13 protein-coding genes are annotated in these 12,986 nt (G+C 61.3%); 4 read left to right on the forward strand and 9 right to left on the reverse strand.

The window, feature by feature from the left end; genetic code table 11:
• From M3N53_13045 to M3N53_13070, 6 genes are all read right to left on the reverse strand, one after another.
• A partial coding sequence (locus tag M3N53_13045; GenBank protein ID MDP9069255.1) for a hypothetical protein occupies window positions 1-906 on the reverse strand: 906 nt, incomplete at its 3' end.
• A 235-nt stretch (window positions 907-1,141) separates the two neighbouring features.
• Entirely contained in the window at window positions 1,142-1,876 is a 735-nt protein-coding gene (locus M3N53_13050; protein MDP9069256.1) for a winged helix-turn-helix domain-containing protein, read from the reverse strand.
• Window positions 1,877-1,925: 49 nt separating this feature from the next.
• Window positions 1,926-2,735 carry a hypothetical protein gene (locus M3N53_13055; GenBank protein ID MDP9069257.1) on the reverse strand — a complete coding sequence of 270 codons (810 nt, stop codon included), beginning with the start codon at window positions 2,733-2,735 and terminating at the stop codon, window positions 1,926-1,928.
• A gap of 15 nt (window positions 2,736-2,750) precedes the next feature.
• Window positions 2,751-3,047, reverse strand: coding sequence for a hypothetical protein (locus tag M3N53_13060; GenBank protein ID MDP9069258.1), 297 nt, complete (start codon window positions 3,045-3,047; stop codon window positions 2,751-2,753).
• Window positions 3,048-3,104: 57 nt separating this feature from the next.
• Entirely contained in the window at window positions 3,105-4,535 is a 1,431-nt protein-coding gene (locus tag M3N53_13065) for a heme peroxidase family protein (protein ID MDP9069259.1), read from the reverse strand.
• Between the two features lie 134 nt (window positions 4,536-4,669).
• Window positions 4,670-5,983, reverse strand: coding sequence for a helix-turn-helix transcriptional regulator (locus M3N53_13070; protein ID MDP9069260.1), 1,314 nt, complete (start codon window positions 5,981-5,983; stop codon window positions 4,670-4,672).
• A 478-nt stretch (window positions 5,984-6,461) separates the two neighbouring features.
• On the opposite strand from M3N53_13070, the gene M3N53_13075 reads away from it, so the two are divergent.
• Together M3N53_13075 and M3N53_13080 are read left to right on the forward strand one after the other, a co-directional pair.
• Window positions 6,462-7,319, forward strand: coding sequence for a hypothetical protein (locus tag M3N53_13075; protein ID MDP9069261.1), 858 nt, complete (start codon window positions 6,462-6,464; stop codon window positions 7,317-7,319).
• A 54-nt stretch (window positions 7,320-7,373) separates the two neighbouring features.
• The gene (locus M3N53_13080) at window positions 7,374-8,894 is read left to right on the forward strand and encodes a hypothetical protein (GenBank protein MDP9069262.1); all 1,521 of its coding nucleotides are present in this window, start codon (window positions 7,374-7,376) and stop codon (window positions 8,892-8,894) included.
• Between the two features lie 13 nt (window positions 8,895-8,907).
• On the opposite strand, the gene M3N53_13085 is transcribed toward M3N53_13080, so the two are convergent.
• Both M3N53_13085 and M3N53_13090 read right to left on the reverse strand, forming a co-directional pair.
• Window positions 8,908-9,171, reverse strand: coding sequence for a hypothetical protein (locus tag M3N53_13085; protein ID MDP9069263.1), 264 nt, complete (start codon window positions 9,169-9,171; stop codon window positions 8,908-8,910).
• On the reverse strand, window positions 9,168-9,575 hold the full coding sequence (locus tag M3N53_13090) for a helix-turn-helix domain-containing protein (protein MDP9069264.1): 408 nt from the start codon (window positions 9,573-9,575) through the stop codon (window positions 9,168-9,170). The genes M3N53_13085 and M3N53_13090 overlap by 4 nt, the downstream gene beginning before the upstream one ends.
• Window positions 9,576-9,652: 77 nt before the next feature.
• On the opposite strand from M3N53_13090, the gene M3N53_13095 reads away from it, so the two are divergent.
• Entirely contained in the window at window positions 9,653-9,928 is a 276-nt protein-coding gene (locus M3N53_13095) for a hypothetical protein (protein MDP9069265.1), read from the forward strand.
• Between the two features lie 599 nt (window positions 9,929-10,527).
• Here M3N53_13095 and M3N53_13100 read toward each other — a convergent pair.
• Window positions 10,528-10,809 carry a hypothetical protein gene (locus M3N53_13100; GenBank protein MDP9069266.1) on the reverse strand — a complete coding sequence of 94 codons (282 nt, stop codon included), beginning with the start codon at window positions 10,807-10,809 and terminating at the stop codon, window positions 10,528-10,530.
• A gap of 1,447 nt (window positions 10,810-12,256) precedes the next feature.
• On the opposite strand from M3N53_13100, the gene M3N53_13105 reads away from it, so the two are divergent.
• Window positions 12,257-12,673, forward strand: coding sequence for a hypothetical protein (locus M3N53_13105; protein ID MDP9069267.1), 417 nt, complete (start codon window positions 12,257-12,259; stop codon window positions 12,671-12,673).
• Window positions 12,674-12,986 lie beyond the last annotated feature (313 nt).

Here is a 12,986-nt window from a genome sequence, read left to right on the forward strand (position 1 = left end):
GTCCCAGGTCGAGTAGTTGTCGCAGGTGACGGGGTCGTCCACCGCAGGCAGGCACTTCGCGAGCCCGTCGTAGTCGTCGCAGGTGAGCGGGTCGTCCACCGGCGGCACGCAGTCCCAGGTCGAGTAGTTGTCGCAGGTGACGGGGTCTTCGATCGGCGGCACGTCGCAACCGCTATCGAGTATCACGCACGGGTCCGGGATCTGGCATTCACCGATGAGCGAGCAAGGCTCCGGGATCTGACATTCGCCGATGAGCTCGCAAGGGTCCGGGATCGCGGCTGCAGACGTCGTCGTCCCGGTCTCCCCGATGGTTGTGACCTCGAGCGTGCCAGCGTGGTCCGTAAGAGCCGCTTCGCCAGAATCCGTGGATCCGTCAGACGGTGGGGCGTCAGCGGACGGCGTGGTGTCTCCAGACGGCGGGGTGTCCCCGACGGGCGCGGTCTCTCCAGAGAGCGTGCTTTGATCAGCCGGCGAGGGTTCAGCAGACGGCGACGGTTCGACAGAGTTCAGCCCGGTAGGGGTGGGTTCACTAGACGGTGTCGGCTCGGCATTCGGCGAGGGCGAAGATCCAGCCTCCGGAAGCGCTTCCACGAAGCTCCCGCTTGGGTGACTCACGGGATTCGTCCGCACGATACCCACCAGCCGGTCGATTCCGTCTGTTCCCGAATAGGTGAAACGCTCTTCTGCCGGCGTTCCGGGTTCGAAGATCGCATCCCCACCCGAGGGATCGAATCCGGAAACGTCCTCGAGACGGATCTGCCCGTCCTTTGCAGGATCGGTCGGCGTCACCTCATGCACGAGGTTCGATCCAGTTCCCTGCGCCAAGGAGGTTGACTGGTCAAACGCCACCACACCGAATACCAAAGCCACCGCGACAATCAGCGCGCCGATGCGCCTTCCACCCATAGGTTCCCCGCCCTTTCCGCGTTCCGCCACATGGCGGAGATGGGATGACTACGCAGAAATGCGTAGTGCTACGGCAGGAGACAACGGGAGCAGTGGGAGAGTCGAGTCCAGAACGGGTCCAGTTCAGGTCCAGAACGGGTCCAGTTCAGGTCCAGAACGGGTTCGGCCACGAGGGAGCGGAACAGCGGCGGAGCCCGGGGCCGTACGAGAAACGGCTCGAACCTGTTTGCGACCCCTAGGTGTCTAGCGCCTCGGCGCTGGCGTCCGCGAGGCGGAACCCGCGACCGCGCACGCGCACCAGGAACTTCGGCGTCGACGGATCGTCCTCGATCAGCTGCCTGATACGTCTTACGTGCGATTTGAGGGCACCGAACTCGCCCACGCTGGATTCTCCCCAAACCCTGCGGCAGAGTTGCTCGGTGGTCACGACCGCGCCGGCGGCCAGTATCAAGATCTCCATGATCTTGAACTGGGACTCGGTGAGGTGAAGCGGTGACGAGTTCCACCTCGCGAGATGAGTCCGCGTGTCTAACTTCAGCGACCCCCACCGGATGGGATACGGGAGTGGCACCGGGCGAGCCATCTCCACCAGCGCCGTTCCTCTCTCCACGATCTGGCTAGGTGGCTGCTGCGGATCGAGAGCTAGGTCGACGACGCCATAGTCGTCCTCGTCGACATCGCCCAGAGCCAGGACGGGGGCGCCCGACGCGGCTCGTACCTCTTCGAGGCATCCTGAATCTTTGTCATGAGCGAAACAGGCGCCTAGCAGCACGAGGGCGTAGGTCTCGTTTCGCACCTGGTCGATCACCTCGGCGCAGGAGAAGGCGAGGCTGGGGGCGATGCGCGCGTTGCTGAACTCCCGGGCGAGCCTGCCGGCCGCGCCTGGATCTTCGAGGGCCACCAAGACACGCCTCCCCGGCGCCCCCGCCTCATCCGCGATCCTGCGCTTGAGATCTCCCTCTCGGGTCACGGGGAACACCTCCTCGCTCGGCTGTCGAGTCTTGCTCCGAGGCGTGCCATCAGTAAGCGACGACCGCATGGATCGACAGGTGATCCGACCACCTACCTGCGTCGTCTCCTGCAGGCAACGTCCCCGCCTGTTCGACCGTCACTGGACCTGTCCGCCTCTTCACGAGGAGGTAGTCGATCCTGTTGCCACCCTCCCGCGTGACGTGCTTCTTCAGAAGCTTCGGGTCCCCGTCGCAGACTTCGAAGACTGGATCGCAGTAGCCGAGATTCTGCGCCCCACGGGCCAGCCGAACGTTGACCCCGGAGTACCACGATGACCAGCCACGGCCCGTGCGATCGGACTCGTTAGCGTCGCTGCCCATGATCATGAGATCACCCGACCAGCTGGGTTCGAGCATCGCCGTGTTGGCCTTGGTGAAGTTCGACAACGGACGCGTAGGCGGCGCTTTCGGCTCGGTCTTGAAACTCGCGCATGTGACCCACCGCTTGGCGAGTCGATCGAACAGCCGCACCTGCACGGCGGGAGAACCGTCCGAGTCGGCGGCGCAACCCGGTCCTCCGAAGCCTCGCCAAGCGCGATGCCTCGCTCTCTCGAAGCGCTCCTTCCGCCACACCACCGCCGGATGCCAGCTTTCCGCGTAGCCGCGACCGTCCCAGGTGCCGCCGAGCTGCTTTCGTAGGGTTTCGAGGAAGAGCTCGCGCTGGCGGCGATCGGCGAAGTCCTGGATCAAGACGATGTCGGGCTTCAGCAGGGCCCCCCTCTTGATGTAGTCGACCCACCCCTCCCAACGATCCTCCATCTTGTGGATGTTGAAGTCGTAGAGCGAGAGCTTCTTGCCGCTGGGGTTGATGCGTCCCACGTGAGTCAGCCGTACCTAATCGGTTGGCGCGCGGGTCAGAAGCGCGTGCATTGGTTCGGCACGGCCACCCGAAGGAGGTCCGCCATGTCGAAGGATGCCGGGTCGCCAGCCTTGGTCGGCAACGTCGGCTGCTACGTCGATGTGTCGCTCGATGCGGGCGTCACCGTTCTCCTTCGCGGTCTTTTCGATCCGTATCCGCTGGCGGCCCTTGTTGATCCAGTGCTTATAACCCCCACCCGGGAAGTCCCACCAGCCGGTGAGCTGACAGCCCTTGGCGACCGCCTCGTCGTCGCACTCATCGAACCGCTTCATGTTCAACTCACTCCGACAGCGATGCTTCACGATGCGCACGTGTCTGGTTGACGCACCTCAGGCGCGGGCGAATGTCAGGAGGTCATGGATGCCGACGATGCCGTCCCCATCAGCGTCGGGGACAGTGGGATCCCAGGTAGGCCTTGCGTTCAACCAGCTCTGCTTGTCAAGCTCGATCAGGCCGAGCAGCACTTCACCAACGATGCGACCCCCCACCGCTCCGAGATGACGGCCGTCCGCCCGTTTCTCCGCTTCCTTGAGGATGTAGAACCACAGTGGCGTCGGGTCGGGTGCGCCCTCGAGCTCATCGCTTCGCAGAACCTCCTCGCTCATCGCGCGCGCGACATCCTGACCTGAGGGAAGCTTCAAGAGCTGGCCTTTCACAAGGTTGAGAAGCGCTAACGAGTCTCCTCCTGGAATCTGAGCAAGTGCGCGAACAAGTTTCGTGTTGATGAGGCGGCTTGGTTGCGCGGCACCGGCGGCGAAGAACAGAGACCAGTCCACAGTCCAGGGCGCCGGAAGCTCTCGCCGCCCGCGCAGATCCTGGAGTTCGTTCTGCAGGGGACCCGGAGTGAACAGTGGAACGCCTGTGGCATCTCCGTTCAGGTCGTAGACGCCGCGGATCATGCTGTGCCCGAACCTGTAAGCCGCTCCCGAGAACTCGATCGGCATGTAGGGGTTGTTCCTGGGTTCGTAGTGGCGACGGATGAAGTTGTCGATCCTGCCCTCGGGCCCGCCGCGTTCGACGAGTTTCTCGAATAGATCCGGACCGATGATTCGTGGCACGAAGTCATGAACCACGGCCCATTGGTAGTGCCACCGCACCCGCAGTTGGGCTTCCTCGAACTTGGCGTCAGCCGGGACCGACGGGTCCTGCATCACTTCCGCCGCGATCTTGTTGTGCAGCCGCAGGAAAGCAAGATGGAGCTGACCGATGATCGTGTTCTCGTCGTTACGGGGGTCGCCGAGCAGCGCCGTCTGATGCGAGTTTCGAGGCAGGTCCTCAACGCCCCTGCTGTTGGTCTCCACGAGCATCTGCATCCCGTGGGTATCCGGCACGTACTGGAACGGCTCGTCGATCGGACCTGAGCCGTATACGGAGTCCAGGTCGAGCGCCGGTGAGCGAAAGTTCCGAAGAGCGTCGCGATCGTTGACCCTCTGTGCACTCGTGACGGGGTCGAACGTGATGTCGTGATCCAGGAACTGTCCAAAGTACGTGTAGCCGGCCGGGAGGTCTGGGTTGTCCTGATCGGTCGGGGTCGGATTCGTACCCCAGCCTCCTGGTGCGGGGTCCTCGCCGACCATCTGTTCCGCAAGAGCCTTGAGAACGTCTAGCGGAAGCTCCGGCATCGGAGATAGCCGCCTGAACATGCGGCCGAAGACTCCCTCATGGATGGGCGACAGCGAGACCCGTTCGCTGCCACGCAGGATCTTCTGCCCGTGCAGCGGTGGGATCGGCGCCGGTGCACTGGGGTCTTGGTTGGGCATCGACGTCCTCCTGGGGGCCGGAGCTTAACAAAATGAGTTAAATCAGTTTACAAGCTCCGTGTGTGACTCAGGTCGCGCTTTCAGGCGACGGCTCCCCGCGGTGGCAGAGACCTTGGCGTTCGCGTGCTGGACTACTAGACCGCCAGGTCTTCGACCTTTGCGAGTCCGCTTCGGTAGATGCTGGCAGCTTCTTGATGACGCCCCAGCTCCATGAGAGCGTCCCCGAGGTACGCGCTGGCTGTTGCGATCGCGTCCCGCGCCTTTCCTTTGGTGTACATGGTCAACGCCTGGCGCAGCAAAGGTTCGGCCGCTTCCGGATCGTTCAGGTCGAGGTGACACAAACCCGCTTCGCGCAGCGCCCAAGCGCGTTCCATCGAGTCGCTCGCTTCGAGGAGAGCCAACGCCTCGTTCAGGTGACCCAGTGCACGATCGGGATGCCCTCGCTTGCGCTGGATCCGCCCGAGTAGGTTCAGGACGCGCGCTTTGTCCAGAGCGCTGGGGCTCACCTCCAGCTCCGACAACGCGTGCTTGGCTCTCGCTTCGGCCGCTTCGAGATCGTCCTCTTCTACTGCTGCAGTCGCCTGAGCGACGGCTGCTTTGGCAGCGGAATCGCGCCACCCGATCTGCTTGAAGAGCTCTTCGGCTCTGCCCAGAGCACGGATCGCCTCGTCCCGACGCCCCTGCTCCAGCAGGATCTGAGCCCGGTTGATGTTCATGCACGCGACATGTTCGGGGTCTTGGACGCGGGTCTCGAGTCGAGCCGCTTCGTCGGCGGCCTCCGCGGCGCGTTTCTTCAGGCCCGCCTCGAAACACGGGCCGATGAGATAGGAGTACGTCTGCAACAGCGCGCTCGGATCTGGAGCGTCACCTTTGCATAGCTCGATCAGATGGAGCTCGAGGAGCCGGATCGACGCGGCGAGGTCGTTCATCATGAAGTAGGTCCAAGCACGCCCCGTCACGACCGACGTCCGAACCTCCGGCGGCTCGTCGGCGAGTAGTTCCTCTGCCGCGACGAAGTGCTCTCTCGCTTGGGTCCAGTCAGCCGTTCTCTTCGCGAGCAATCCGAGTCCCTCATGTGCGGCCGCTTCGAGACGCGGCAGGCGCTGTCTCCGCGCCCGCTTGCGCAACCTGTCAAGCTCCTCTGCCAGCGGGGCGATCTCTCCAGAGTGGCTCTGGGCTAGGGCGCGGTCAACGTCCAGCTGGAGCTGGAGGTCGCGTTTGGGGTCCCGTCCTGTTATGAGCTGGTCGGTCGGGACATCGAGCCTCCGCGCGATGTGCTCGAGAGCCTCCTCCGAGGCGGTCCGCTTGCCCTTCTCGAGGTGGCTGATGTAAGCGGCGGTGTAGCGAGGGACGGCAAGCGCCTCCTGAGACAGCCCGCGCCCGAGGCGAAGTTGCTTGATCCGTTCTCCAACCGCCTCTGGATCCAACTGCGATGTCGTTCTTGCCATGTCTGCAAGCGTACCTAGCCCGTTGTTGACATAGCTCATAACTACTCTCTACCCATCGGTATAGATTCGAAGGGAGGTGAATCGATGCGCGCTCGAGTCATTGCGCTGGCCCTCGGGTTGGTCTCGCTCATGGCCACACCCGCGGGGGCGGGGGAGGACCCCGTCTGCACGATCTTGCGGCCCTGGTGCGGCTAGGCAGCTAGCGGGATCTAGCTCGCCCGGCTGCAGGCGGGGCCGGGCGGGCTACCGCTGGGGGAGAGGTTCGGCAACGCCGCTCAGGGGGAGCGGAGAAGGAGGCGGACAGGAATGAGACGGTGCATCGAGGAGAGGACGTCGTTCCCTGACTCGGAGTTCAAGTTGATAGACGGCCACTGGTACCACGATCCTCCGGGGCGCGACCCTCATCCTGCCGAGCGCCCCGGACCGAAAACTCCGCTGAGACCCCCTTTGCGCGTCGACCGCCCAGATGAGAACTCCGATGACTGATCCTCGTGTCACCCAAGCGTGGCCGTTCAAGGAATCGGACCGCCACGGGTGGCCTGGCGACGCGGACGTGACGGCGGCTGGATCGCTCGCGGAGAAGTTGCTTCCGGAATGGTTGTCGGTCCGAACGAAGAGGACCGAGGAAGAGATCGCTGAGAACAAGGCCGAGTTCGACGCGGACCTGGTGGTGGAGACCGAGTACTACAAGGCCGTTCTGTCAGTGGCGCAGGGAGCGATAGACAGGGCTCGAGCCTCAGCCGAGTTCGTGGAGAAGGCCGCTGGCGTAATCGTCACTATCTACACCGCTGTGATCGCGGCCTCGTACTCAGCCACCGAGAGGCCGCTGCCGCCGAAGGCGATGCTCCCGGCCGTTCTGTTGGGACTTTCTATCGCGTTGGCGGTTGTCTATCTTGCGTATCTTCCTGGGCCCGACGACGGGGATGAGGATGTCAAGGCGGCCGAAGGCAAAAGTCGTTCCCAGCGTTTCACGAACACCTTCGTCCAGTGGGCATCGGCCATAGTGGGCGAGCGCCGCCGCTGGCTGCGCGCGGCGGTAATCTCGCTGGGACTCGCGGTGATCTTGCTCCCAGCGCCTTTTGTCCGATTGGGCACTGAACCCATTCCAGGAACGAGCGCGTCGACCGACTGGCCGGCGATTGACGTGGTCGCTGGGTCCGAGGTCGCCCTACAAAAGATCCTTTACCAGGCGCAGGTGGACGAAGTCGTGGCCGCGCGGGCGAAGTCGGGGTCCGCGGTCCAGGAGCGCTACGACGAGCTGTGGTGGGTGGCGCTGGTGGGGTCTTTGGCGGCGATCTGGCTTGTCTCCGGCTGGTATCCAGGCGAGGAGCCGTAGGACCTGCGTTGGGCAAAGCCGAGGCATTAACAGGCTAGTTGAAACCTTCTCCTGATGCCAATGAACTTCCGAACTTGGGAGGAACCGGATCCAGCCGAACTTCTTCTGCTGTTCGACGACAAGGGGTGGGAGAACCTTTTCGATCGGTACGCGGGCGAGCTCGACCAAAACATCCCGTTGAAGCGATGCCTTGACGTCGCTCGCGCGGCCGGTGCAACGAGTGTTGTTATCGAAACCCGTTACATGGATCTCGATTATAGGAGCGAGTACTCCGCTTTCTACTCCCGTACCTTCGAGTTCATCCCGGACAGTGCTCACCGCCTTCACTTCTTCTCGATACCCTTGGCGAAACAGCAGATCTGGTCCCTCCCCCACGACATCGAGTACCTGGGCTTCATGGTCATTAGGCCATCTGAGCTAGGTCCTGTATGCCGAACTCTGCTGCGGCCACCGCCAGGTCTCGAAGGAGCTACGCGTACCGAGGTCAAGGCGACCGCAAATCTGTTCGGACAAGACTTGTCTGTTAGGGCCGTTCCCTTTGTTCAGCAAGACACGAGGTTAGGTCGTTGCGCGCATGCCGCGGCGTGGATGTGTCACTACATGGGTTATCTGCGAGGTGATGTTGCACGGCGAACGATGGCAGATTTCAGCTTGCTTGCAGAGCCCGCGCTTGGGATGGGCCGTCCACTACCGTCGGAAGGATTGACTGACCGACAGCTTGTGGAGCTATTTCGCCAGTTCGATCTACCTTGCAAGGTTTACAGCGTCCACGACTTGCCCGAAACCCCGGATGTACCGTGGACCGATCCCGATCCTCAACCGCCGGCCGGAGACCCTCCACCCCATCCCGGCACATGGGATACCCGTCTAATAAGAATCTCCTGTCGGTATCTGAACTCCGGCTATCCCGTGCTTGTGGCTACGAAGAACCACACGTTCGTTCTATGTGGCTATGAAAGAGAAAGACGTGCCGGACAACGGGACTGGATCACATTCTTGCGACACGATGATCAGCGCGGACCTTATTTGCGCATCAATGACGTAACCAAAGACGTCGATCCGGGGACGGGAGACGTGCTTGGTCCCTGGGAGAAACTAATAGTTCCCCTTCCCGAGAAGTTGTGGATGTCCCCCGAGAATGCCGAGATTGCGGGTGGGAGGGCGCTGCTAGAGATGGCTCAGCATGTTCGAAAGGGCATCCCAGATGCCGCCGAGGTCTTCGAGTTGTTAGCGACGAAGCGATTCGCCTTACGGACCTACGCGCGGCCGGCGAATATCTTCAAACGCGAACTAGAAGGTCGCGTCGATGAGGTCGTCCTGCGGGAACTTCGGCTGGCGCGGTTCTCAAGGTATGTATGGGTTGTTGAGTTGGTTGACCGAGCCCGTCGAGAGAGGGGCGAACCGTGTGTCGTTGGAGAGGCCGTGATCGATTCCACGTCTAGTGATGATCATCCCCAGGCCCTTGCCGTGCACGTCCCAGGTGCGGTCTGGGTTTCATTGACGGACGGAGAGTCTCGAGGACCTTCGCGGTGCGGTCCCGATCCATATCAAAGTGGGGGCGTAGGCCCTCCGTGAAGATGGAGTCGAGCTAGCTCAGTCTGAGATTCCCACCACTTGACTCAGCGCGTCGACGCGCTTCGGAGATTGTTTGGAGGTCCTTGCGCATCTTCTTACGCTCTTCGGGAGACATTAGTTCGAAGGGATCATCGAACTTAAGTTCCTCGACCTCTGTCAACTCCGGCGCAATGCTGTCCCGCTTGTCCTCCTCAGCGGCCATACCCCTCCCTGCCGAGAGCCGATAGGGCAGTGCGCTGACAGGATAAGCGCTAAACGGGGCCGTGATCAGGCTCATTCTGCTGAAGAAGAATCCATGTTTTCGCTGGCCAGGATGGCGTCGTAGATAAACCTCCATCGGGCAGCGCTTTGAGGCTGAGTGCCGCGAATTCTCAAGCTCGCGAGCTTCAGCACCTCTGCCTGAGGCAGATTCCGCTCTTCCGCGAGCTGTTGAAGCCCATCTGGTACGTCAGAGGGCAGATCGTGTTCACGAGACCCAAGTGGGCCCAAGACGTCCTCGAGCTTTCGGACTGTGTCGGCCCCGGGTCGCTTGCTCCGCCCGAGCTCAAGAGCGCTCAGGTACGCGCGAGACAGACCTGTCCGTTTCGCGAGGTCCGCCAGGCTCCACCCGAACTCCTCCCGGGCGGTCCGTATGCGAGCAGCAAGCTGCTCTGTTGCGTTTGAAGACGAGTTCGTCTGCAATACTTGACACCTCCGGGAATCGATGCGATGCTGTCTGCAATTGTAGACAGGAGTGTCCTCGAAAGCAAGGAGCTGAGATGAGTAACAAGATCCTCATCACGATCCGGGCAACCAATGGAACGCCTTGGGAGACTTCGGATTTCCAGCTAAATCAGAAGGTTCAAGTAGTCGTGAAGCGTGCGGTCCGCCACTTCGTTGAGGCTGGGGTGATGTCTGCTGGTGATTACAGCCTTGCCTTGGTCGTCGAGGGCAGAGCAATAGAGCTCGCGGACGATGCTTCCTTGGAGAAGGCCGGCGTTGTTCCTGGCGCAACCTTGGCACTCATGGCGAGGGGACCACAGGTCGACGGCTAGATGCGGCTATCGCTCACACTGAAGGTTCTTGAGAAAGAGGTTGAGCTTGCCAAAGCCCAACTGGAAGGGGTGCCGGGCAAGATCGAAGTCTGGCGTGACGGCACGAACGTCTATGTCAGCTTCGATCGTGGTCGCGGGGGAAGACCCGGAGTCTTCCGTCTCGACTGTTGGAATTACGACACGCAACCTCCGTCGGTTTCCATGGTTCACCCCATTTCTCTCGCTGAACTCCCCATGGAACAGTGGACACCAGGAGTCCCCCACAGTATTCATCCGCTAACGAACAGACCTTTCGTCTGCATCCAGGGGGTTGCCGAGTACCACTCTCACCCATCGCATATTGATGACAGTTGGGATCGATATCGGACCCGCTTTCGAATTCCTCAGGCTATCCACAAGCTATTGCAGAAGGCAGGTGTTCTTGCATGAGGCTGCATTTGAATCGCGCAGTCTTGAGTGACGCGGCGCAGATATTCGAGGCCGCCGGTGCACACGGTTGCGAAGCCACGGCAATGGTGGCTGGGCGAGTCGAGGGAGAAGACGCGCGTGGCACGCGTCTCATCGTGCCTCATCAGATCGCACGAACCGGGCTTGGGTGTTCAGTCGAAGTGACTGCTCAGGGCAAGCTCGATCTCGTCGCTGCGCTTGAGAAGGACGAGCGATACGTCGCGAGGATCCACTCCCACCCCGGTGAAGCGTTTCATTCCGACGTTGACGATGCCAACCCTGGCCTTACGGCTCAGGGGGCGTGGTCGATCGTTGTTCCCTATTTCGGCCTTGGTTTGCGCCGTGGGATCGGAGTATGCGCGATCTACGTGCGCAGAGGAGACGAATGGGTCGAACTCTCGTCCGCGGAAGTAGAGAGTCAGGTCTTGGTTCATGAATGACCCACGTGTCGAACTCGTATCAAAGATCGCCGGCGAGTCGGGAAACCTCCCCGCTCTTGTTGCTGACCTCGATCGCACCGAAATTGCTATTCGTACATCCCGACATCATGGGGTTCTGGGTCTAAGTATCGCTAACCTGATTTCCCGACTGACTCCTCGAGTGCGAGTGGAGCTGGAAGCGCCGGCCTCTTCAAGCACCTTTGTGGATGAGATGGCGTTGAAGTTCACGCGTGCGCTCCCCGAGTTCGGCTCATCGCCATCCAAGAGGCGACTCACGGTTGATGTTGGCTTAGGTGGTCCCAACGCGGACCTTTACGTCTCGGCCGACGCTTGGAATATGCGCCTTAGTGGGAGACCTCACCAGACTCTGCATGGAGAAGGTCCGGCGGTTGTCGCTTCGAGCGCTCTAGCAGCAGGGGAGCTCTTTAGGAGGGTCGTACCGATCCCTGGTACGCACCTGGGGGGTGGCGACGTCTTGGAGTGGAACCTCATCGATTACACGCTTTCGATAGTGCCCCACCAGAACCCCCGCGGTCCTGTCAGTGCGACATGTTACGGAGCAGGCTCAGTTGGTTCTTCAATCGCCTATTGCCTGATCCTCAGCAACGCGTCCGGAAGTGTGACCTTTGTGGATGCTGACTCACTCAAATCCCGCAATCGTCTCCGCTATCCGCTCTGGATCAGACCTTCGGAATCAGGAACAAAGGTCGGGTGGCTTCAGCGACATTCGACGCCGTACCTATCCTTCGTGGGAGTTTGTCGGTCTGCGGCCGAGCACATCCACACACAGGAAGAGGCCACGCGACTGGCGGTATCCGCCGTTGACACGGTCTCAGCTCGTCGGGATATCGCCGACGCCCTGGCTCGCCGAACGCTAAATATCGGTGTGGATGCCTTGCAGTTTCACGTCAGTCTCCACGGCTTTTCAGACGGTCTGGCGTGTGTTTACTGCCCCTACGTCGATTTGGGAGACCAGGTGAACGAGGAAGCCATGTACGCGCGGCTGACAGGTCTTCCACCTGCTCGAGTGGCGGAGTTGCTGGCTGGAGCGACTCTAGGATCTGCCGACTTGGCCATCATGATTGACCTCGGTCGCGTGGGACAAGGTGACGCTTCTGAGCTGATGGGTGGCCGCATACAAGACGCGGCGAGACTCCGCTTGTACGCGCAGGCCAACGTCTCGCTTGGACAAGAGACTTTCGCCATTTCCGCCCCGTTCGTGTCAGCTCTTGCCGGTGCGATCGTCGGCGCGGAACTTCTGAAGTCAGGCGCCGCCCTTGAGTCGTGTGCGCTCGACAGACGGGTGGATGTGGACATGTCTGGTTTCCCGACGGGGTTTCAGTCGCGACCTCCCCAGGACTCGTCCGGACGTTGCCTATGTCGAGACCCTCTTCGAGTGGGCCAATATCAAAGTCTGTGGGGTCCTCGGTAATGTGGAGTCATGTCGAAACCCACTCGAAAGCAAGTAGAGCTTGGGGCGGCCTTCCTCGCCGGGGCGGCAGCGATCGCGCTCGCCGTGGCAGGCAGGTGGGTATTCGCCCCCTCCGATATTCAAGCCGATGCCTCCGTCTGGGACGTGATAATCGCCGACAGGACTACGCTCGGTTTCTTGCGCTTGGCACTCCTGATGCTGGGCTTGTTCACGGTGGTAAGCATCCCCGCCCTCATGGTGGCAGGTCGGTGGATAAAGGGGTTCTCAGCGAGTGGATTGACCGCGGATGATGCGAAGGATGCAGAACTGGCACTTAAGGATTTGCGAGACCAACACGATCGCGTCAAGAAGCAACGAGATGAATTGTTGACCCTGCTTGACGAGGTGACCTCTCCACCTCATGAAGAAGCCGGAGGAACTTCGTGACTGACGAACGGGAAAAAGAGAACAAGGGTGACCCTCGAGATGCGGATGACCTTCGCAAGCGTCTCCGCGACTTGGCGCGAGAGATACGTGACACTGATCGGCAGGGCGGAATCGTTCTAAGCGAGGTCGACCGCGTCGAACGTCGACTCCGTGAAATTAGGACCAATCAGTGAGGTTTGGCAGGGCGCCCCTCGCCCGCTATCGGCACAGACTCTCCGTCCCAACTGACATTCTGTTGACATTCCCTCTCCGAAATGGATGGGGAGAGATCGGGTTGACCCGTGGGCTCGGATGACTCTCGATGGACTTTCTA

This window comes from Actinomycetota bacterium, from assembly GCA_030776625.1.
In the GTDB taxonomy this organism is placed as follows: domain Bacteria; phylum Actinomycetota; class CADDZG01; order CADDZG01; family WHSQ01; genus MB1-2.

Bases quoted from the DNA above. Each gene is read 5' to 3' on its own strand.
- M3N53_13085 (MDP9069263.1), bottom strand. From the start codon at position 9,171: ATGAGCCTGATCACGGCCCCGTTTAGCGCTTATCCTGTCAGCGCACTG.
- M3N53_13065 (MDP9069259.1), bottom strand. From the start codon at position 4,535: ATGCCCAACCAAGACCCCAGTGCACCGGCGCCGATCCCACCGCTGCAC.
- M3N53_13095 (MDP9069265.1), top strand. From the start codon at position 9,653: ATGAGTAACAAGATCCTCATCACGATCCGGGCAACCAATGGAACGCCT.
- M3N53_13100 (MDP9069266.1), bottom strand. From the start codon at position 10,809: ATGAACCAAGACCTGACTCTCTACTTCCGCGGACGAGAGTTCGACCCA.
- M3N53_13075 (MDP9069261.1), top strand. From the start codon at position 6,462: ATGACTGATCCTCGTGTCACCCAAGCGTGGCCGTTCAAGGAATCGGAC.
- M3N53_13105 (MDP9069267.1), top strand. From the start codon at position 12,257: ATGTCGAAACCCACTCGAAAGCAAGTAGAGCTTGGGGCGGCCTTCCTC.
- M3N53_13080 (MDP9069262.1), top strand. From the start codon at position 7,374: ATGCCAATGAACTTCCGAACTTGGGAGGAACCGGATCCAGCCGAACTT.
- M3N53_13070 (MDP9069260.1), bottom strand. From the start codon at position 5,983: ATGGCAAGAACGACATCGCAGTTGGATCCAGAGGCGGTTGGAGAACGG.
- M3N53_13060 (MDP9069258.1), bottom strand. From the start codon at position 3,047: ATGAAGCGGTTCGATGAGTGCGACGACGAGGCGGTCGCCAAGGGCTGT.